This is a genomic window from Haloferax massiliensis, assembly GCF_001368915.1.
Lineage (GTDB): Archaea > Halobacteriota > Halobacteria > Halobacteriales > Haloferacaceae > Haloferax > Haloferax massiliensis.
This window is the reverse complement of the sequence record NZ_CSTE01000003.1, coordinates 237,749-257,178: the sequence shown is the minus strand read 5'-3', so window position 1 is coordinate 257,178 and position 19,430 is coordinate 237,749. Positions and strand designations below refer to the sequence as shown.

The following is a 19,430-nucleotide window of genomic DNA, read 5'->3' as shown; positions in this document are numbered from 1 at the left end:
GATTTTATGAGCAGCAACAACATCGTCGTCGAGAACCTGACGTTTCAGTACCCCGGCGGCGACGAGGCGGTATTGCGCGATGCGAGCGTGACGATAGAGCCGGGCGAGTTCACGGCCGTCGTCGGCGGCAACGGAAGCGGAAAGACGACCCTGTGTAAGACGTTTAACGGCCTCATCCCGCACTTCTTCGAGGGGACGTTCGACGGGCGAGTCACCGTCGCCGGCACCGACACCCGCGAGTCGGACGTCGCCGAGCTCTCGAAGACGGTCGGCTACGTCTTCCAGGACTTCGAGAACCAACTCGTCCAGGAGACGGTCCGCGACGACGTGGAGTTCGCGCCCCTCAACCACGGGCTCGACGACTACGCCGAACGGGCGACGCGAGCGCTCGAAACCCTCGGTCTCGATCATCTCGAAGACCGATTCATCTGGGAGCTGAGCGGCGGCCAGCAACACCTCGTCGCCCTCGCGGGGGTGCTCGCGATGGACCCCGAGTTCATCTTCGTCGACGAGCCGGCCGCACAGCTCGACCCCCGAAACGCCCGCGAGACGTACGAACAGCTCCGACGACTCAACGAGGAGCGCGACAAGACGATAATCGTCATCGAACACCACTCCGAGTTCATCGCCGACTACTGCGACGAGATGGTGCTCGTCTCCGACGGCGGAGTCGCCTGGAAGGAACCGGTCGAGGTCGGACTCAACAGGCTCGACGACTTACTCGCACACGACATCCACCCCCCGCAGGTCACGCAAATCGCCGACGGCCTGCCGCCCGAGGTGGGGACCCTGCCCGACGGACGGTACCCCGTGACCGTCGACGAGGCGGCGACGGCGTTTCAGCCCGCCACGACGCGCGAGTCGCGGGCCGCCGTCGACGGTGGCGCGGTGGCAACAGGTACAGACGCCGCGGCCGGGCTGACCGGGCGCGAGCGGGACGGGGACGCGCTGGTGACGATGCGCGGTGTCGGCCACGGCTACCCCACGCTTCGAGAGGGGTACAACCGCGTCCTCGATGGGCTGGACCTCGAACTGCACGCGGGCGACCGGGTCGCGCTCGTCGGTGCCAACGGCTCTGGCAAGTCGACGCTGTTGCGGTTGATGACGGGATTGGAGTCCCCGGACGAAGGGAGGGTGACGGTCCTCGGCCGCGACACGAGCGAGACGCTCCCCGAGCAACTGGCCGACGACACCGTCTACATCCACCAGAACCCCGAGGAGATGTTCGTCGAGGACACCGTCCGCAAGGACGTCGCCTACTACCTCGAAAACCGCGACGCCCCGAACGTTGACGAACGCGTCGACGAGATTCTCGCGTATCTGGACCTCGAACACCTCGCCGACCGCGACGGCCGCCTGATGAGCCTCGGCCAACAGCGCCGCGCGTCGCTCGGCATCGGCCTCGCGACCGACCCGACGGTCGTCCTCCTGGACGAACCCACGGGCAGCCTCGACCTCCAGAGCCGCCGCGAGGTGACCGGAATGCTCCGAAAGGCGGAGAGCCGCGTCGAGACCGTCGTCGTCGCCTCGCACGACCTGCAACTGGTCGCGGCGTGGGCCAACCGCGTCCTCGTCATGGGCGAGGGCGAGGTGCTCGCGGACGCGCCGCCGGCGGCCGTGTTCTCCGACCCGGACCTCCTCGCGGAGACCGGTTTGCGACAGCCGCAGGTGGTCGAACTGAGCCGGCGACTCGGGCTGGAATCCCCCGCGCTCAGCACCGACGCGATGTGCGAGACGCTGGCTCGTTCGTTCGAGGACGACGCGTTCGCCGACGGCGGTGTCGGCGACGTGGGTGGCGACGCCGAGCCGAACGGAGGGGCGCGATGAAGTACGTCGACGCGCTCACCGACATCTCTGTCGCCGACGTCAAGGTCGACTTGATGCGGACCGCCTACGACAACGAGGACGCGCTGTTGAACAGCTTCGACCCGCGGGTCGTCCTGCTGTGGACCGTGCTGTTCATGATTATCCCGTGGCTGTTCTACGACACGCTCCCGCTGGCTATCCTGCTCGCGGCGGCCTTCGCGCTCGCCGCGCTCTCGCAGGTCAGCAAATACCTGCTCGCGTTGCTCCTGTTCGGACAAGTCACCAACGTCGGCTTCTTCGTGGTGTTAGTCCCGCTCATCGGCGGGGCGATGCGAGCGGTGGGTCACTTGGGTGACAACGCCGGTCGGGTCGTCGAAGGCGTCACGACCGGCGATGTGAGCGCGTTCGCCGAGACCGGCACGATCGTCGCGGCCGCGGTCGGCCGAGGCGTCCACACCGCCACGACCAGCCAAGAGGTCGGTATCGACGCCGTCGGGGCGCTCGTCCCGTTCTTCCTCAAGCTCACGATTATCTCGGTCATCAGCCTCGCCGTCTTCTCGGCGATGAGCCCGCAGAAACTCAGCAAGGGGATGTTGCGTCTGGGCGTCCCCCGACAGCTCACGTTCGCAATCGCGTACGGCTACCGGATGATGCCGCTCCTCGTCGAGGAGTACCACGCGCTGATCAACTCGTTCCGCCTTCGAAGTAAGGTCCCCGAGAAACAAGGACTGTTCAGGTGGCGCTACTTCTACTACCTGCTGACGCTCTCGGTCAAGGCGTTTTATCCGCTGATTTTCAACGTGGCGAAGCGCTCGCGGGTCACCGTGGAAGCGATGGAGACGAAGGGGTTCTCGCGCTCGCTGGGCGACGAACGGAGCCAAGCCCTCCGGACCGAGGGCATGATGGTTCGGACCCGAGACGTCACCTTCGTCTTCGGGTCGCTGCTGTTCGTCGCCGCGGTCTGGGCCTTCACCTGACCGGGGCTCGGTACCTTGCGGACGATACTCAGCGTCGCAGCCACTTCGTCGGTCGTCGTCAGAAGTGAATCCCGTCGAGATGGGTATATCATCGCCGAATCGACGTACACAGCGGAGTTACACGGGTAGGCCTGTTATCGACGGACGCCGAACGTCGGGCGGGAAACTCGCTCGACGGTTCGGCGTTCGGCTGAGCCGACCGAACAGGAGTTATACGGCTCGACCCGATTGGCGTGTATGGCTATCGTCGCAGAGATTTTCCTGTCGTTGGAGGCGCTCCCGCTCGTCGAGTTGGCTCGGGCGCTTCCGAACCGGGAAATATCGCTCTCGCAGATGATCCGGTTGGAGGGCACCCGGTACCTCTTTATGGTGACACCGTCCGCCTGGCCGACGCGCCGCGCGGATGAAGTCTGACGCGGGCGCGTAGTCTCGACCGGGCCTTCCCCCAAGCACGGGAGCCGCTACCTCAGGGTAATCAAGCGCTCCGCGGCGGCGACCGGGGTCCGGAACGCGACTGAATAGCTGGTCTGAGCGCCCCGCCCACACTGTCTGTGCGTACCGACGCCACGACACGAATGCGTTAGTTATCCAATGCTACTCTCCGTGAAGTAGTTGCTGTTGTGGTTCCTCCACTATATACTTCGTCGGCGAACGACGTTTTAGTATTCGAGAGCTGAGTGGAGTAATGATCATATAATCAGTCTTTGGTTACTTCCCTACAAAATATGCGAGCATCGCGATATTCTGCCGGCCTTTCTTTCACTATCTAGTCATTTGATCTCAGCGACAGTTTCGAATCAGCCGGTACTCTCCCACCAGTTGAGAAAATCACTACAATTCTAAGTGGGGTGTTGTGACTGATATGTGCTATACTATCGGCGTAGGTTCGAGTGTCGGGCTCTGCGGACACGCTGTTCGGCGGCCCGTGGCAGGAACGACGGCGGGTGAACCGAGAGGGAGGTTGAAATGACCGACCGCTCCGGTCGATATATCGAATGCCGCGATACCGAAGGGAGTAGCCGGTCGCCACCGCAGTTTCGAAGGACGGGAAACCAGCCGATGCTCCGCCGGCACGTCGATTACTGGTCGCTTTTCGTCCCCTCAACTGAGTCGGTGACGTGCTCGTCGACTGCCGAACTGTCGTTGGCGGCTCCGCCCGTCAGGAGCGACTCGGTCGGCGCGCTCGTCTCTGGTCTTCCTTCGGAGGACTCCCCGGAGAGGCCCGGTGTCGCGACGAGGGGGCGCTCCGGATGGAGTAGCCACGGGAAGACCATCCGTCCGAACTCGAACGTCACGACGAACAGCAACGGGGCCAAGAAGATGCCGTACCAGCCGAAAAGCAGTGGACCGACGGTGTACGCGAGCATCACCGCTCCGACGTGGAGGGTTCGCCCGCTGACGTACGGACGGAGCACCTGGTCCGGGATGTAGTCCACGATGACGAACGAGACGAGGAGGAAGACGACGGGGAACCAGAGCGCTTCCGGGTCCAGCCAGAGCGCGCGTCCGAGGAGGTAGGCGGCGACCGGCCAGGTCACGAGTTTGATGCCGATGACCGGAACGAGGCTCGCGATGCCGACGAGCAGACCGAGGAAGGCCGCCTGGGGAATCCCAACGCTGAGGGGTGCAAAGAGGTTGAGAACCGTGTACACCACCGCCGCGAGGACCCCGGTCAACAGCGCGTTCAGGATGTTGCCGAAGTAGACGTTGTGGAGGTCGCTGTCGACCGCCGTGAAGTACGTGTCCAGTACCCCGCCGTCTTCGATGAAGTTGGCCCGCGCCCAGCGGGCGAGGCGATAGTCGTCCCGCAGGAGATAGAAGACGAAGATGAGGACGATAAAGCCGTGAATCCCCGCGTTGAACACCACGCCGAGCCAGGAGAGAGCGACTCCGACTACCTCACCGAGGACCGACCCGAATTGGAGGTCGGCGAGTCGACTCGGGTCGGCGACCACGTCGTCGACGAACTGCCCCGTCTCGGCGACGAGCGCGGTGAAGTCGAAATAGGGCTGTAAGAGTATCTCGAAGTCGTCGAAGGCGTCCGATTCGAGCAGTTCGTTCAGCGACCCCGCGAGAATCGCGAACGCCCAGCCGACCACGAAGAGCAGCGGGAGTGCCACCGTCACCAACGTCACGGCGACGGCGACGGTCCGCGATTCGATGCGAGCGTTGATGCGTCTGAATATCGGACGCGTGACGTAGTACACGAACAGGCCGATGACGACGGTCCCGACGAACCGCCAGCCGAGGTAGATGAGCTCAAAGACGAGGGCGATGGCGACGAACCAGAGAGCCACACGCGCCCGTTCGAACGAGAGCGACCGGAGCGCCGCCGCGAGTCGCTCCAGCGGTGAGTCGTCCGTCGGTGCCGACGCCGTCGAGTCGCGGGTGGGTTCTTCCGGCATGAGTGTGTGAGCGGGCGCTTACCCGCGGAATACACGTCATAACGCGTGTCCGACAGATAGCTCTTTCCGCGGCGATGAGGGGCCGTACGTCACCGATGCGAGACACGCCCGTCGGGACACCAGCGAGGCGGCGCTCGGGCGTGACAGCCGGGGAGATAGCCGAGAGTCATCGGTTCGGGGCCGCGTGGACGCTCCGAGTCGGCCCGAACGCGGTCTCTCGCGGTTGTTCGGAACGTCAGACATTACAGAATTAAGTATGTAATGGAAAGTACGCTTTCGTCCACATTTATTTCGGGACACCGGCCTGCTCTGCTTCGCAAACTACCGGAGGGAGCGAGGCCGGACGGTGTGTCAACTGACGAGAACAGCGCAGAAATTGGAGGGTACACGCAGGTCGAGCGCCGCGGGGGCCTCAGTCACCCGTATCGGGACGGGTCACCGACGGCGACGACGCGACATCGGTCGTTCTAGCGCCGTTCCCGACGACAATCATCGACAGGCCGGTCGCGAGGAGGTTGACGCCGAATAACAGTCCGAGCGCCCACGCGGCGGTCGCGGGGAGCCCCACGAAGAGGAGTCCGGCGAGAGCTAACGAGAGCGCGCCGCTCACCGCGGACCAGACCCAACCCCGCTCGCTCCGGAGCGACCACGCGAAGTACAGGAGGACGACGCCCTCGACCGCGAAGTACGAGACGATGAGGAGCGTCAGGGTCGCCAGCGTAAGGACGGGATTGACCAGCATCACGAGGCCGGCGACGAGGAAGACGACGGCGAGGGCGATTTCGCCGAGCGCGCCCTTCCAGCCGGGTGCCGAGAAGGCGTGTGCGACGTGGGCGAACCCGGCGACCGCGAGCGCGGCACCGAAGAACAGTCCGACGCTCAGCGAGGAAAGCAGGGGAAAGAGCAACGCGCCGAACCCCAAGACTGCGAGCAGGCCGCCGACGACCATCAGCGTCCGGCCCTCGTTCTGGAGCGCGTTCGATAGCGATACCTCGGACGTGGCGGGCATCTCCGACTCCGCCTGCGTGTCAGTGCTCATAGCGACAAGTTGGTGTACGACGGACCGGACAATAAAGGGAAAGCGCACTGGTCGTGAAACTCCGCGTCCGAAGAATGGCGCGGTTCGCTCCGAATTCGCGCTGAGAGACCGACGCGCGTTTCGTAGCCGTCGCCGCGACGACCGGAGAGCAGACCCCCGTCGGAGCTGGACGCGACGTGTCCGAGGCGGCGCTCGGGGGTTCGACCTGTCGGCGGCGAACAAGGATTAAGTCGGCTGCCGCTGTACTCGTGTCGAGAGCGTCGCCGTACTCCCGGTGGAGACTGGCGGCGCAACAGCACGACTATGAGCCACGAGAGTTCACCGCAGACGGACGCGCCGACTGACCCACCACGCGAGGGGATGGTATGGGTTCCCGGCGGGACCTTCACCATGGGTTCGGACGACCACTACCCCGAGGAGGGACCGACTCGTCGGGTCGAAGTCGACGGAGTCTGGATGGACAGAACGCCGGTGACGACCGCGGAGTTTCGCGAGTTCGTCGAAGACACCGGCTACGTCACGCTGGCGGAGCGAGACCCCGATCCGGCGGACTACCCGGGCGCGGACCCGGAGATGCTGGTTCCCGGCTCCGCTGTGTTCGTCCAACCCGACCGGCCGGTCAGCCTCAGAGAGCCGAGTAACTGGTGGGCGTACGTCCCCGGGGCGAACTGGCGACAGCCGCTCGGACCGGACGGCGACGAGACGGACCGCTCGAACCACCCGGTGGTCCACGTCGCACACGAGGACGCCGCGGCCTACGCCGAGTGGGCGGACAAGCGACTCCCGACGGAGGCCGAACACGAGCGGGCGTCGCGCGGCGGGCTCGAAGCAAAAGAGTTCGCGTGGGGAGACGAGTTCATGCCGGACGGGAACCCGATGGCCAACACGTGGCAGGGGACGTTCCCCTACGAGAACACGGAGGTGGACGGATACGTCCGCACGTCGCCGGTCGGCGCGTTCCCCGCGAACGGGTACGGTCTCGAAGACATCATCGGGAACGTGTGGGAGTGGACGAACGACTGGTTCCGCGCCCGAACCGGCGGCGAGACGCCCGCGTGCTTGCGCCGAAGAACCCCCGCGGCGGGACCAGGGCGCAGAGCGTGGGCCCGCGGGACCCGAGTCGGATACCGCGGAAAGTGCTGAAAGGCGGGTCCCACCTCTGCGCTCCGAACTACTGCGTTCGGTACCGCCCCGCCGCGCGCTACCCCGAGCCCATCGACACCACGACGACGCACGTCGGGTTCCGCTGTGTCGTCTCCGGTGCCACCGGCTGACTACCGACTAACTGCCGACTGACCGCCTCCCGACCGCCACGAACCGACGCGAGAATCTTTATTAATATTCGCAGTGAATAGTCGGTACCGTACGAACCCGCAGAGCGGAGCCACGGACGGACTCCCTCGGTGGTCGGTGCCTACCCATGAGTCAACAGCTACCCGAAGAGTGGTTTGTGAGAGCCGACCGAACGAACGCGGTCATCGCTTGGATGCTCGTCGCGCTACTCGTCGGAATCTCGGTTCTGAGCGTCCGAAACGGCCTGTTGGTACACGCGACAGTCGCCGGGATCGCGGCGGTCGTCGCCGTCGTGCCGGCGGTTACCGGCGGGGACTGGACGCGAATCGTCTCTTGGCCCCTCTTGCTCCTCGCGTCGCTGCCACTCGCGGCCGGAGCGGTCCAGCCGTCGTTCTTCCGCGACGTCGTCGTCGGTCTCAGCATCGCCACCCTCGCGATGCTCGTGGTCGTCGCGCTCCAGATGACGACGACGGTCCGGATGACGCCGGGGTTCGCAATCGTTTTCGTCGTGCTGACGACGCTCGCAACGACGGGATTCTGGACCGTCGGCTCCGCGGCCTCGGCCGCGTATCTCGGGACGAGATTCGTCGAGACCAACGACGAACTCATGGTGATTTTCACCGCGGCGTTGCTCGCGGGCGTCACGGCAGGGCTGGTCTTCCGCTGGTACTTCCGCCGGCAACTCGCCGCGAACCTCGAACGCGGTCCCGACGAGGGGGTGGCGGGATGATTCAAGAACGGGGGTCGAGCGTCTCGCTCACCGCCCAGCGAGCCGTCACTCGCGCGCTGCAGGTTCTGATGCTTCTCATCTTCGCCGTCGGCGTCTCCTACGGGAACTCGGGGGTCGCCGTCAACGCCGCGGTCGGGCTGCTCGTGACGCTCCTCCCGGCGGTCATCGAGCGCAGATACGCGTTCACGATGCACGTCGGAATCGTCCTCTGGATTACCGTCGCGATGTTCCTCCACGCGCTGGGAACGCTCCCGCTTCCCGGCCTCGACTTCCTGAGCGCGTACACGGCGGTCTGGTGGTGGGATCATATGACCCACGCGCTGTCGTCGTCCCTCGTCGCGGGGGCCGCCTACGCCGTGACTCGGACCTTCCAAGTGCGCACGGCGAACATCAACATGCCGCCGAAGTTCATGTTCGCGTACCTCCTCCTGTTCGTCATGGCGTTCGGCGTCCTGTGGGAACTCCTTGAGTTCTACATCAGCGTCGCGGCCCGGGTGTTTGGCACCGCGGAGGTGCTCACGCAGTACGGCCTCGACGATACCGTCCTCGACCTGTGTTACAACACGCTCGGCGGTCTACTGGTCGCCGCCTTCGGGACGGCCCACCTGACCGGTCTCTCCACGGACCTCGCGGAGAGGCTCGAAGGCAGGTCGCCGAACCGGTGAGCCGAGGTGAGCCGAGGTGAGCCGAGAGCCGAGACCTGCGTCGGTGCCGTTGGGAGTCGTCAGGGTCGTCAGGGCCGTCGGGTTGCGTCAGGGGCCCTCCGTTCCCTCACCGATGGTTGCGTCGTCGGCCCGCTCGGCATCGAGGCCGACTTGTTCGAGTTGGTGACGCCAGTAGGGGTCCCGACCCGGTCTCGGCCCGGGAACTGTCCCTTCGTCGGAGAGGGCGTGGTCGATGTCCGCTTCGACGTCACGCAACAAGCGGTCGCCGACCTCCTGACTTATCTCTCCTCGCTTGATTGCCCCGCGAATCGCCTCGAACTCCGCGATGAGGATGCGATGGCGCCCGAGTCGTTCCTCGTGTTCTCGAATGTCCGGATACCGCGCGAGGAGGGATTCGATGGCGGCTTCGAGTTCGAGGCGTTCGCGTTTGTACGTCGCGGTGAGGTCATCGAAGACGCTCGTCGGAATGCGGTCCTGTTCGAGCAGTCGCTCCGCGGTATCGAGCGCGGCGTCGACCCCGTGCAGGCGGCCGATGAGCGCCTCGTAGAGCCGTTGCGACGGCCGTTGTCCGCTGATTCCGACGCGGCTGATGACGGCTCCCATCGTCGGCCCGTTGACGAGGAGCGTGAACGCGGCGACGCCGAAAACCAGTGCCGAGAGCTGTTCCGCGAGGGGGCCGGGGAACGCTTCCGCGAATCCGAGAACGAGCGCGATTGAGACCGATGCGTGGATACCGCTCCAGACGAGCACGTGCTGGTAGCCGCGAGGAATCGCGGGGCTCGACCGCCGATTGAGGAGTTCGACGAGCGGGTAGACGACCACCGCCCGCGCGAGAAACACGAAGACGATGGCGGCGGCGATTTGAACACCGTATTCGAGAAGCAGGTCGAAGGGCGTGATAACCCCGAGCGCGACGAAGACGAGCGTGTTGGCGATAAACGCCGCGTACTCCCAGACCGCGCCGACGGTGTAACTCGTCTCGGGGGAAACCGCCGTGCGGCTCAGGCGACTCGCAAGGACGACACCGGCGGTCAGCGTGCCGATGACACCGCTACTGCCGAGAATGTCGAGGAGGATGAAGACGCCGTAGGCGACGAGAAACGAGAGGACAACCGCGATTAGCTCGTCGTCCACCCGCGAGACGAGGGCGTACCCGACGTACCCGGCCGCGGCCCCGACGAGCGCCCCGCCGACGAGCGCGACGACGATACCGAGACCGACGTCGGTGATGAACGCGCCGATAGTGGCGAACTCCCGGACCGTGAGCCCCCGAGACCTCGCCTCGACGAAGACCGCGAGGACCGACGAATAGACCACGATAGAGACGCCGTCGTTCAAGAGGCTCTCACCCTCGACGAGGATGTTGAGTCGCTCGGGAACGCCGAGGTCTTCGAAGATTGCGAGGACCGACACGGGGTCGGTCGGCATGATAATCGCACCGAAGAGGATCGCGACCGCCAGCGAGAACCCGAACGCGAACTGTCCTATGGCGGCGATGAGCGCGATGGAGAACAGCAGTCCGACGACCGCGAGCACCAGTATCGGAACGAGGTTCTCGCGGAACGCCTCGACGTCGATCTCGATTGCGTCGTTGAATATCAGGGCCGGGAGCAGCGCCAGCAGGATGAGGTCGGACGTGAGAGCGACCTCGACGGGCGAACCGAGTACGGAGATGAGTAATCCGGCAAGCAGCAGTCCTGTCGTGTACTGCAGACGGGTGTATCGCACCGTGAGCAGACCGGCGACTGCGGCGACCCCGAACAGGTACAGCAGTGTCAGTAACTGCTCTTCGACCCCGGCCATGGCTCGTATTCGATTCAAATACAGATAAATGGTTCTGCGCCAACACGACCGGCTATCGACAGATGACGCCCGCCCAGACAGTTGTCGGCGGCTGACTATACAATTGTCATCGAAATAGATTTAATAGACAACACATCGATAGTTTCGTTGTCATTGGCTGCTGCACAAACTGTCCGTCCGCGATAGTAACTCGGTGCTGATGCAACGACCAGAACGACCAGACCATGTCTCAACAAGAGTTTCACGGCCGTATCGGCCGCACGTACGACGAATCAGAACCCTGGTGGCCCGAGCCGACCCGAGCGTCGGAAACCGCTCCAAACGTCCTCATGGTCGTCCTCGACGATGTCGGATTCGGCCAGTTGGGCTGTTACGGCGGCCTCGCCGACACTCCGAACATCGATAGACTCGCCGAGAACGGCCTCCAGTACAGCAACTTCCACACGACCGCGCTCTGTTCGCCCACGCGCTCGTGTCTCTTGACCGGGCGCAATCACCACTCGAACGCGATGGGCGGTATCACCGAGATATCGACGGGGTTCCCCGGCTATAACGGCCACATCCCCCACGAGAACGGCTTCCTCTCGGAGGTGCTCGGCCAACAGGGCTACAGCACCTTCGCCGTCGGGAAGTGGCACCTCGCCCCGGCGGAGTCGATGAGCGGGGCCGGCCCGTACGACGGCTGGCCGCTCGGCCGCGGGTTCGAACGCTACTACGGCTTCCTCGGCGGCGACACCGACCAGTACACCCCCTCGCTCGTCTACGACAATCACCAGGTCGACCCCCCAGCGACGGCGGCGGAGGGCTATCACCTCACCGAGGACCTCGCCCAGAGGGCCATCGAGTTCATCGGCGACGCCAAGCAGGTCGACCCCGACAAGCCCTTTTTCACCTACTTCTGTCCCGGCGCGTGTCACGCCCCGCACCAAGTGCCGAGGGAGTGGGCCGACAAGTACGCCGGGGAGTTCGACATGGGGTGGGACGAGGCCCGCGAGCGGATTCTGGAGCGACAAATCGAACTGGGGGTCGTTCCCGAGGGAACCGAGCTCTCGCCCCAGAACCCGGACGTTCGGCGATGGGACACCCTCTCCGACGACGAACAGCGACTCTACGCGCGGATGATGGAGGTGTTCGCGGGCTTCCTCGAACACACCGACGCACAGGTCGGGAAGGTGCTCGACTACCTCGAAGAGCTCGGCGAACTGGAGAACACGCTCGTCGTGACGGTCTCGGACAACGGGGCGAGCGCCGAGGGCGGCCCGACCGGGTCCGTCGACGAGAACCGCTTTTTCAACAACGTCCCGGAGAGCCTCGAAGACAACCTCGAAGCGATGGACGAACTCGGCGGCCCGAACTACTTCAACCACTACCCGTGGGGCTGGACGTGGGCCGGTAACACCCCGTTCCAACGCTGGAAACGCGAGACGCACCGCGGCGGCGCGAGCGACCCGATGGTCGTCTCGTGGCCCGCGGGTATCGACGCGGCGGGCGAGATACGGAGCCAGTTCGTCCACGCCATCGACGTCGTCCCGACGGTTCTGGAACTGCTCGGCGTGGCGGCCCCCGACGAGATACGGGGCATCGCCCAGTCCCCCATCGAAGGGACGAGTTTCGCGTACACGTTCGACGACCCCGACGCGCCCGAACGGCACACGAGCCAGTACTTCGAGATGTTCGCGTACCGGGCGGTCTACCACGACGGATGGCGGGCCGTTCACCCGTGGCCGCTCGGTGATGAGATCACCGCCGAAGACCTCTCGACCACCTCGCTCGCGGACTCCGACTGGGAGCTGTACCACGTCGCCGAAGACTTCTCGGAGGCCCACGACGTCGCCGCTGACCACCCCGAGAAACTGCTCGAACTCGTCCAGTTGTGGTGGACCGAGGCCGGCAAGTACGACGTCTTGCCGCTCGACGGGCGGAGCGTCCAGCGCTTCGTCGAGGAGCGCCCGGAGCCGGGTCGCCCCCGCGAACAGTACGTCTACTACCCCGGCGGCCAGTACGTCCCGGTGAACGCCGCGGTCAAGGTGCTCAATCGCAGCCACAGCATCACCGCGGACGTGACCATCCCCGAGGGCGGCGCGGAGGGAACCCTCCTCGCCCACGGCTCTCGCTCCGGCGGGTACTCGCTGTACGTCGAAGACGACCGCCTGCGCTACGTGTACAACTACGTCGGCGTCGAGGAGTACGACGTCGTCGCCGAGACGCGCGTTCCGGAGGGCGAAGTCAGCCTCCGGATGGAGTTCGAGGCCACCGGCGAGGCGGACCCCGCCGAGGGGAAGGGCGCGCCCGGAACGGTCCGACTCTACTACGACGACGAACAGGTCGGCGAGGGAACGATTCCGCGGACGCTCCCGATAACGATGGGGCTCACCGCGGGGTTGAGCTGTGGCCGCGACGCGCTCAGCACCGTCACCGCGGCGTACCGCGAGCGAGTGCCGTTCGCGTTCACCGGCGACATCGCCCGGGTGACCGTCGACGTCAGCGGAGATGCGTTCGTCCACCCCGAGGCCGAGATGGACCGCATCATGGCACAGGAGTAGCTCGGAGGACCACCGACGATGGCCGTCGTCCTCGAATCACTCGCAACGCTGTCGGTGTTGGTCTTCGTCGTGACCAGCATGCTTGCGATGGGGTTGAGCCTGACGCTCGGCCAGATACTCGACCCGCTGAAGGACGTGGCCGTCGTAGCGAAAGCGCTCGCGGCGAACTTCGTGTTCGTCCCGGTGCTCGGGTACGCACTCGTCGCCGTCGTCCCGATGACCGAGGGACAGGGCATCGGCCTGCTACTGCTTGCGACCGCGGCGGGAGCACCGTTCCTCCCGAAACTCGTCGAGGTGGCGAAGGGGAACGTCGCGTTCGACGTCGGGGTGATGGTGCTCCTGATGGTGACGACGGTGGCGTACGTCCCGTTGGTGTTACCGCTTTTGCTGCCGGGCGTTCAGGTGAATCCATTCGATATCGCGAACTCGCTGATACTGCTGATGCTCCTCCCGCTCGCCCTCGGACTGGTGGTGAACGCCCGCTACGCCGACCTCGCCGCGAGCGTCCAACCCATCATGGCGCAGACGTCGACCACCGCGCTGGTGTTCCTCGTCGTGCTCATGCTGGTGTTGAACGTCCAGAACCTGCTGGCCGTCCTCGGGACGGGCGTGCTCGTCGCCCTGTTGGCGTTCGTCGCCGGGGCGTTCGCCATCGGCTATCTCCTCGGCGGCGACGCGACCGACCGGAAATCGGTGCTGGGGTTGGGGACGGCACAGCGGAATATCTCCGCCGCGTTAGTCGTCGGGGCGCAGAACTTCCAGGACCCGGACGTGCTGACCGTCCTCCTCGTCGGCGCGCTGGTGATGCTCGCGGCGCTGATGGTTGCGAGCGGCGAACTCGGTAAGCGAACCCCGCGAGAACGGGGCCAATCGGCTCAGACCACGGAGTCTGTCGACGACTGATACGAGCAGAAGCCCACACTGGAACGAACAGTTCGGGGCGACGGTCGCGGAGCGAACGCGGCGTCACGGCGTCTCCCGCCGTCATCACGGTCGCCCAACGACTCGGACACACTCGCGCATCGAGGCCATCGGTCCGTCCGTATCTCGACGCTGAGCGCGGTTCCCGAGCGGTTCCAATAATAGATCCCATCTGATATGTGAGGATATTTCCACGAGAGAATATCCTCGAAACCGACCAACGACAACAAGTAGTATTGGGTAAAAATAACATTATCAATCGGTGGATCAGCGACTCGTGGTGTCGCGGGGTTCACGCGCTTCGCGATCGATTCCGACGGCTTCGTCACCCCGTCGAATCTATGAGAAACACGACTGTTAGGGGCTGTATCTGCCGTGTTTCGTTCAGACGGGTGGCACCGACTGTCCGGCTCCGGACCCGCGGGTGAGATGCCGGTCGAACACCGAAGGACTTCACATAATTTATGCAATACTATACTGTCTAACCGCTTCGGTTCGCCCGACGGCAGAGCTCATCCGAAAATATAAATAATATGACATTTTATCGGAAGCGACGGTATCGCGGTGGCGACGCGGGCGAGGGGAAGGACCGCGGTCAGGCCACCAGTTCGCCAGCGTCACGATACCGTTCGAAAATCTCCTCCGCCCATGCGACGGCGTCGGAGTCGTCTGTCGTCGTAACAGGAGAAGTCGATCGCCTGCGAGATATCGAGAACGGCGGCGAGGTCCGTGCCGGTCTGGGCGCGCGGGGACTCGAAGTACCCACTTTCGTAGGCCGTCTGGAGCACTTCGAGTTGTCGGGGCGTGAGGCGGTCTTCGAGGGTCATCCGGAGCGAGGACTGCGTTTCGAGGGGGCGGGTTCGCGTCGTCCGGGCGAGCAGTTCCGCGTCCGGAACGTGAGTTCGACGACGCTGTCGGGCCGTCGCGTCGTTTTCGTCTCGGCGGCGTGAATCGTGTGAGTGGTGGGTCGCCCACCGAGGTCAAACACCGAGGAAGCCGACGCCGGCCTCAATCGACGTAGCCGAGGTTCTCCAACCGCTTCGTGACGACGTCCGACGAGACCGCTGCGTCGGTAGCGACGGATTCGCCCGAGACGATCTCTCTTCGCTCTCCGTTGTCGTGGACGAGCCACGGAATCGTGACGAGTTCCTTGGTGTATATCCCCGGCGGGTGGCCCCACTCTCGAATCGGAACCGGTGCGGCGCGGTCTCCGATCATGTTCCCGTGGTCCGACGTGACGACGGTCCGGCCGAGGAGCGTCGTCATCAGTTATCAGATAATCATATAAGTAGTTTGATTGCGATATACTCAGTGATTACTGACTGTCGATATCTCTGACGGGAGATGGTTTGATGTCGGATAGTCTCGTTAGATAGAAAGATATCGAATATGTCAATTTCGATTTCGTGTAAGATACGAAACTCACTCGTCGAAGCATCACGTGACCGCGTCCACGACGACGACGCCGAGTGGTATCGACAGCCGTCAGCGTAGTTGTCGGGTGTTGTACTCGTCGTCACCGACTGGCGAACCGGTCGCTTCAGGTGTCCCGCTAGCATCCTAGATAGTCTCCGAAACATCGAGACGTATCCAGAGACGCGGCTCGGCACACCACGCGTTACGCCGGTCCACGCGACGTTTCTTCGTCTCAGGGTGCCGCGTTAGTTTTAATCGGATTGAAAATTGGATAACAGGGCTAGCCGTGTCATGACTGTGATGCGTTCTCGACCGCTTTCACGGCCCGAACTCGGGGGATGGGATGCCTCGGAAAAACGGGAAACGCGCGAAGTCCGGCGGCGTCGTCGACCGCCGGGCGACACGGGTCGGAGCACAACTGCTCGGAGCACAACTGCTTTGGAGAGCGAGAGAGTGGACCCCGGTATGCGAACTGGAGTCATCATCGCCGGGGGATACTCGACGCGGTTCGGCGAGGGGGACAAGGCGGTCGCATCGCTCGCGGGGACTCCCCTCATCCGCCGCGTCGCCGACCGGATGGCCGGCGTAATCGACACCCTCGTCGTCAACTGCCGACCGGAACAGACCGCTGCACTCCGAACCGCGCTCGACGGCTACGACCACCCGGTGACGGTTGCGGAAGACGCGGAGTGTGACGAGGGACCGATGGCGGGAATCATGACGGGCCTGCGGGCCGTGGAGACGGAGTACGCGTTCGTCGCCGCCTGCGACATGCCCTTTCTCGAACCCGTGCTCATCGACCGGCTGTTCGACCGGGCGGCCGGCCGCGACGCCGCCGTGCCGCGGGTCGGTGACGGCTGGTTCCAACCGACTCACGCGGTGTACCGAGCCTCGGCGATGGCCGACGCGTGCGAACTCGCGCTGGCCGAGGGGAACCACAAAATCATCGAGCCGCTGTTCGCGCTTGACTACGTCGTCCTCGGGGAGGACGAGGTGTGCGAGCACGCGAGCCTCGACACCTTCGAGAACATCAACACCCCCGAAGAGTTCGCCCACGCGGCGGAACGGTTGGGCTAGCGCTCCACGGTGGCCACGACGGGATCGGACGCCGTCAACCGCGTCAGAGCGACGCGCGGAACGTCGGACCGAGCGAGGATGTCCGAAGCAACCTCTCGCGCGACCGCTTCGAGCGCCGAATCGTCGACTTTGTTCAGCACGGGAATCACCGTCGCGCCGTCGGGGACGTCCGCGAGGCCGCCGCGCTCGCTCGTGAGGACCGTTGCGACGTCAGACGGGCGAATCGTGTCGCCGGGGTCGAGACCGGTGAGGGCGGCGACCCGTTCGGGGCGGTGAACGGTATCGTCAGCGAGCGGTTCACCGACCGCGTGGACGCTGGCGATTGGGAGGACGGTGTCGGCAGTCGCCGGGAGCTGAGGTTCGCGGTCGCCCGGTGCTTTGAATTCGCGCATCCGAGCGCCGTCGGCCTTCACGAGCACGGCGTCGGCGGCGTCGGATGCCCCGATGTCGTCGACCACGTCGGGGTCGTACCCCCGGTAGCGGTCGTCGCGGTCGCGGTCGGGGACGACGCCCACCGGCCAGTCCGTCACGCGCTGGAGCGCGGCGACCGGAGCGTCGGTCACGAGCACGTCGTCGACGTGCTGGTCGAAGATTGGGATGCGAACCGTCGCCGTCACGACGGCGCGGTCGAGTTGACGCGCCAACGCGTACAGCGTGGATTTCTTCCCGCCCGCGCCGACGACGCAGATCACGCCGCTTCGAGCGCAGAGCGCATCACGAAGCTTCATATTCGTTCCACGAGGGGACGCGATTAAAGTGACACGGGGTGGGGTTCGTCAGCCGCGAGTGGGCGGTCGAGGACCCGCGGACAGCTGGTTCGCCCGTATCGGTCGCCGACCGGGCGTTCGGGCGGTGTTCAATCGCGGAGCGCGTGCAGGTCGGCGGCGAGTTCGGTGAGGTCGAGGCGGTCGATGGTCTGCGCCGTCGGCACGCCATCGGTGGCCCAGCCGCGGCGGCTGTAGTACGCGTCGAGCATCGAGTCGAAGTCGTCGCGGTCGACGACTGCACCGGCGCGCGGGCCCCTCTCAAGCGGCTCTTGGAGCGTGGCCGGCAATGCGTCGTCAGCGCGCGAGATTCCCTCACGGACGTTGAACAGGCGCGTCACGTTCCAAATCCGTTCACCGACCGTGGCGAGTTCCCCGGCGGGTTCGAGACCGACCGATTCGAGCCACGCTCGCCCGAGGTCGTCGAGCGCGTCGCCGAAAAAGTCGTCGGCGATGAGACTCCAGAGTACCGACCGCCGGTCCTGCTCGCGAACGACCGCCTCCGCGGTCCGGTCGGCTCCCCACTCTCCGTCGAACGCCTCGCGTTCGATGGGTCGCGCCCGTCGATGGCAGGCCCCGCGGTCGCTGGTCGCGTACGCCAGCGCCATGCTCTGCGCGCCGCGCGGGTCGTAGGCCGGTAGCTCCATCGACTTGACCGTGGGGACGAGCTCTCTCCCGCCGTACCGCGACGCCGCGGCATCGACCCCGTCCGCGAGCGCGTCGCCGAGGTCCGTCGTCCGGTTGGCGATTTCCCGTAAGAGGGCGCGCGCTCCGTCGGCGTCACCGAACGACAGTGGACGGTCGAGGACGCCGGCGGCGTCGGCGTTGATGGTCCACGCGACCGCGCTGCCGGCGCTGATGAGGTCCATCCCGAGCCGGTCACAGGTCTGTCCCAACTCGGCGACGGCGTCGAAGTCGTGGATGTCGAGTCCGGCCCCGAGCGTCATCGCGGTGGCGCCCCGCGGCACGTGGTCGCCCTCGTCCGTCGGTACGCGAAATCCCCCCGGAGCCGCCGTGTCGGCGTACTCGCGACCGACGGCGCTGTCTTCGACCGCAGTGATTCCCAGTTCGTCCGTCTGTTCGAGGTGTCCATCGCGCCAGCCTCGCGTCGAGAGCGCGCCGATTTCGTTCGCGAAATCGATGGTCTCGACGGTTCCACTGGCCCGGAGCCAGCGTCCGGTGGCGGTCTCTCGGTACTTCGCGGCGTAGGCCTCCCGAAGGTCGTCGAACCCCTCGGGTGGCTCTCCCCGCGCGACGACCGCCTTCAGTCGCTTCGAACCCATGACCGCTCCCGCGCCCCCTCGACCAGCGTGGTGCTCGCCTTCGTCCGAGGCGATAGTGGCGTAGGCGATATGGTGTTCTCCCGCCGGGCCGATGCACGCGACCGACGCGTCGGGGAACGCTCGCGCCGTTTCGACCGTGTCGGCCCCCCACGTCTCGGCAGGAGCAATCGTGGCGTCCCCGCCTTCGATGACGAGGGTGACGGGGTCGGACGCGACACCCGTCACGAGCAGACCCATATGTGGCCCGAGCGCGCCGGCCAGCGAGTCGGGGAACTCGCCGCCCGCATAGGAATCGAGAAAACAGCCCGTGAGCGGGGATTTCGTGATAGCGGCGTATCTCGACTCGCCCGGGAGATACCCCGACAGCGGGCCGAGCATAAATAGAAGCGCGTTTTCGTCACCCAGCGGGTCCACGCCGGCGTCGAGTTCGTCGTAGAGATAGCGGGCGCCCAGCCCTTTTCCGCCAAGGTACCGCTGTCGCCACTCGTCCGGAATCGGCGTACTCTCGACCGAACCGGAAGACAGGTCGACCGTGAGGAGTCGGTCGGGGACGGGGGGGACCATCAGATCATCCGTCAGGACCGGCGAGCAAAAAAGATGATGCCGGTGTGCCACGGCGGGCGAGCGGGTTCGGTGGCGCGAACGTGTCCAACAACGCCGAGAGTTCGATTCGCGGGGGTCGACCGACGCGAACAGCCACGAAACCCG

Annotated in this window: 17 protein-coding genes; 10 read left to right on the top strand and 7 right to left on the bottom strand. The window is 65.2% G+C overall.

Translation table 11 applies throughout. From position 1 onward, the window contains the following. The first annotated feature begins 6 nt into the window (after nucleotides 1-6). The 3 genes from BN996_RS14720 (at nucleotide 7) to BN996_RS20210 (ending at nucleotide 3,197) form a co-directional block, all read left to right on the top strand. The gene (locus BN996_RS14720) at nucleotides 7-1,827 is read left to right on the top strand and encodes an ABC transporter ATP-binding protein (RefSeq protein ID WP_089780321.1); all 1,821 of its coding nucleotides are present in this window, start codon (nucleotides 7-9) and stop codon (nucleotides 1,825-1,827) included. Continuing rightward, entirely contained in the window at nucleotides 1,824-2,783 is a 960-nt protein-coding gene (locus BN996_RS14715; RefSeq protein WP_089780320.1) for an energy-coupling factor transporter transmembrane component T, read from the top strand. The genes BN996_RS14720 and BN996_RS14715 overlap by 4 nt, the downstream gene beginning before the upstream one ends. A 237-nt stretch (nucleotides 2,784-3,020) precedes the next feature. Next, nucleotides 3,021-3,197 (top strand): hypothetical protein, encoded by a 177-nt coding sequence (locus BN996_RS20210; RefSeq protein WP_167344149.1) that lies wholly within the window; start codon nucleotides 3,021-3,023, stop codon nucleotides 3,195-3,197. A gap of 665 nt (nucleotides 3,198-3,862) precedes the next feature. Here BN996_RS20210 and BN996_RS14710 read toward each other — a convergent pair. Both BN996_RS14710 and BN996_RS14705 read right to left on the bottom strand, forming a co-directional pair. Then, nucleotides 3,863-5,188 (bottom strand): AI-2E family transporter, encoded by a 1,326-nt coding sequence (locus BN996_RS14710; RefSeq protein WP_089780318.1) that lies wholly within the window; start codon nucleotides 5,186-5,188, stop codon nucleotides 3,863-3,865. Between the two features lie 412 nt (nucleotides 5,189-5,600). Continuing rightward, nucleotides 5,601-6,227 (bottom strand): HdeD family acid-resistance protein, encoded by a 627-nt coding sequence (locus BN996_RS14705; protein ID WP_089780316.1) that lies wholly within the window; start codon nucleotides 6,225-6,227, stop codon nucleotides 5,601-5,603. 390 nt (nucleotides 6,228-6,617) lie between these two features. On the opposite strand from BN996_RS14705, the gene BN996_RS14700 reads away from it, so the two are divergent. From BN996_RS14700 to BN996_RS14690, 4 genes are all read left to right on the top strand, one after another. Then, nucleotides 6,618-7,370, top strand: coding sequence for an SUMF1/EgtB/PvdO family nonheme iron enzyme (locus BN996_RS14700; protein WP_209446891.1), 753 nt, complete (start codon nucleotides 6,618-6,620; stop codon nucleotides 7,368-7,370). Further along, entirely contained in the window at nucleotides 7,283-7,501 is a 219-nt protein-coding gene (locus tag BN996_RS20840) for an SUMF1/EgtB/PvdO family nonheme iron enzyme (protein WP_394326172.1), read from the top strand. The genes BN996_RS14700 and BN996_RS20840 overlap by 88 nt, the downstream gene beginning before the upstream one ends. 146 nt (nucleotides 7,502-7,647) lie before the next feature. Next, nucleotides 7,648-8,250: a hypothetical protein gene (locus BN996_RS14695; RefSeq protein WP_089780314.1), complete on the top strand. Its 603-nt coding sequence runs from the start codon at nucleotides 7,648-7,650 to the stop codon at nucleotides 8,248-8,250. Beyond that, a complete protein-coding gene (locus BN996_RS14690; protein ID WP_089780312.1) occupies nucleotides 8,247-8,915 on the top strand; it encodes a DUF2238 domain-containing protein in 669 nt (222 codons plus the stop codon). The genes BN996_RS14695 and BN996_RS14690 overlap by 4 nt, the downstream gene beginning before the upstream one ends. An 87-nt stretch (nucleotides 8,916-9,002) precedes the next feature. On the opposite strand, the gene BN996_RS14685 is transcribed toward BN996_RS14690, so the two are convergent. Continuing rightward, nucleotides 9,003-10,718, bottom strand: coding sequence for a cation:proton antiporter (locus tag BN996_RS14685; RefSeq protein ID WP_089780310.1), 1,716 nt, complete (start codon nucleotides 10,716-10,718; stop codon nucleotides 9,003-9,005). Between the two features lie 224 nt (nucleotides 10,719-10,942). Here BN996_RS14685 and BN996_RS14680 point away from each other — a divergent pair, with 224 nt between their 5' ends. Continuing rightward, nucleotides 10,943-13,261 carry an arylsulfatase gene (locus tag BN996_RS14680; protein WP_089780308.1) on the top strand — a complete coding sequence of 773 codons (2,319 nt, stop codon included), beginning with the start codon at nucleotides 10,943-10,945 and terminating at the stop codon, nucleotides 13,259-13,261. 18 nt (nucleotides 13,262-13,279) lie between these two features. Next, nucleotides 13,280-14,164, top strand: a complete 885-nt coding sequence (locus BN996_RS14675) for a bile acid:sodium symporter (protein WP_089780306.1) — start codon at nucleotides 13,280-13,282, stop codon at nucleotides 14,162-14,164. Between the two features lie 635 nt (nucleotides 14,165-14,799). Here BN996_RS14675 and BN996_RS14670 read toward each other — a convergent pair. Further along, nucleotides 14,800-15,009 (bottom strand): helix-turn-helix domain-containing protein, encoded by a 210-nt coding sequence (locus BN996_RS14670; RefSeq protein WP_089780305.1) that lies wholly within the window; start codon nucleotides 15,007-15,009, stop codon nucleotides 14,800-14,802. A gap of 181 nt (nucleotides 15,010-15,190) precedes the next feature. Further along, the gene (locus BN996_RS14665; protein WP_089780303.1) at nucleotides 15,191-15,448 is read right to left on the bottom strand and encodes a hypothetical protein; all 258 of its coding nucleotides are present in this window, start codon (nucleotides 15,446-15,448) and stop codon (nucleotides 15,191-15,193) included. A gap of 615 nt (nucleotides 15,449-16,063) precedes the next feature. Between BN996_RS14665 and BN996_RS14660 the strand changes: the two genes are divergently transcribed. Beyond that, complete coding sequence (locus BN996_RS14660; protein WP_089780301.1) at nucleotides 16,064-16,675, top strand: molybdenum cofactor guanylyltransferase; 612 nt, start codon at nucleotides 16,064-16,066, stop codon at nucleotides 16,673-16,675. Here BN996_RS14660 and yqeC read toward each other — a convergent pair. Together yqeC and BN996_RS14650 are read right to left on the bottom strand one after the other, a co-directional pair. Next, nucleotides 16,672-17,403 carry a selenium cofactor biosynthesis protein YqeC gene (gene yqeC / locus BN996_RS14655; protein ID WP_089780299.1) on the bottom strand — a complete coding sequence of 244 codons (732 nt, stop codon included), beginning with the start codon at nucleotides 17,401-17,403 and terminating at the stop codon, nucleotides 16,672-16,674. The genes BN996_RS14660 and yqeC overlap by 4 nt on opposite strands. 128 nt (nucleotides 17,404-17,531) lie before the next feature. Continuing rightward, nucleotides 17,532-19,286, bottom strand: a complete 1,755-nt coding sequence (locus BN996_RS14650) for an aldehyde ferredoxin oxidoreductase family protein (RefSeq protein WP_089780297.1) — start codon at nucleotides 19,284-19,286, stop codon at nucleotides 17,532-17,534. Nucleotides 19,287-19,430 lie beyond the last annotated feature (144 nt).

What these genes read in the sequence shown, in the direction of transcription:
- BN996_RS14720 (WP_089780321.1), top strand. Translation starts at nt 7, where the DNA reads ATGAGCAGCAACAACATCGTCGTCGAGAACCTGACGTTTCAGTACCCC.
- BN996_RS14715 (WP_089780320.1), top strand. Translation starts at nt 1,824, where the DNA reads ATGAAGTACGTCGACGCGCTCACCGACATCTCTGTCGCCGACGTCAAG.
- BN996_RS20210 (WP_167344149.1), top strand. Translation starts at nt 3,021, where the DNA reads ATGGCTATCGTCGCAGAGATTTTCCTGTCGTTGGAGGCGCTCCCGCTC.
- BN996_RS14710 (WP_089780318.1), bottom strand. Translation starts at nt 5,188, where the DNA reads ATGCCGGAAGAACCCACCCGCGACTCGACGGCGTCGGCACCGACGGAC.
- BN996_RS14705 (WP_089780316.1), bottom strand. Translation starts at nt 6,227, where the DNA reads ATGAGCACTGACACGCAGGCGGAGTCGGAGATGCCCGCCACGTCCGAG.
- BN996_RS14700 (WP_209446891.1), top strand. Translation starts at nt 6,618, where the DNA reads ATGGGTTCGGACGACCACTACCCCGAGGAGGGACCGACTCGTCGGGTC.
- BN996_RS14695 (WP_089780314.1), top strand. Translation starts at nt 7,648, where the DNA reads ATGAGTCAACAGCTACCCGAAGAGTGGTTTGTGAGAGCCGACCGAACG.
- BN996_RS14690 (WP_089780312.1), top strand. Translation starts at nt 8,247, where the DNA reads ATGATTCAAGAACGGGGGTCGAGCGTCTCGCTCACCGCCCAGCGAGCC.
- BN996_RS14685 (WP_089780310.1), bottom strand. Translation starts at nt 10,718, where the DNA reads ATGGCCGGGGTCGAAGAGCAGTTACTGACACTGCTGTACCTGTTCGGG.
- BN996_RS14680 (WP_089780308.1), top strand. Translation starts at nt 10,943, where the DNA reads ATGTCTCAACAAGAGTTTCACGGCCGTATCGGCCGCACGTACGACGAA.
- BN996_RS14675 (WP_089780306.1), top strand. Translation starts at nt 13,280, where the DNA reads ATGGCCGTCGTCCTCGAATCACTCGCAACGCTGTCGGTGTTGGTCTTC.
- BN996_RS14670 (WP_089780305.1), bottom strand. Translation starts at nt 15,009, where the DNA reads ATGACCCTCGAAGACCGCCTCACGCCCCGACAACTCGAAGTGCTCCAG.
- BN996_RS14665 (WP_089780303.1), bottom strand. Translation starts at nt 15,448, where the DNA reads ATGACGACGCTCCTCGGCCGGACCGTCGTCACGTCGGACCACGGGAAC.
- BN996_RS14660 (WP_089780301.1), top strand. Translation starts at nt 16,064, where the DNA reads ATGCGAACTGGAGTCATCATCGCCGGGGGATACTCGACGCGGTTCGGC.
- yqeC (WP_089780299.1), bottom strand. Translation starts at nt 17,403, where the DNA reads ATGAAGCTTCGTGATGCGCTCTGCGCTCGAAGCGGCGTGATCTGCGTC.
- BN996_RS14650 (WP_089780297.1), bottom strand. Translation starts at nt 19,286, where the DNA reads ATGGTCCCCCCCGTCCCCGACCGACTCCTCACGGTCGACCTGTCTTCC.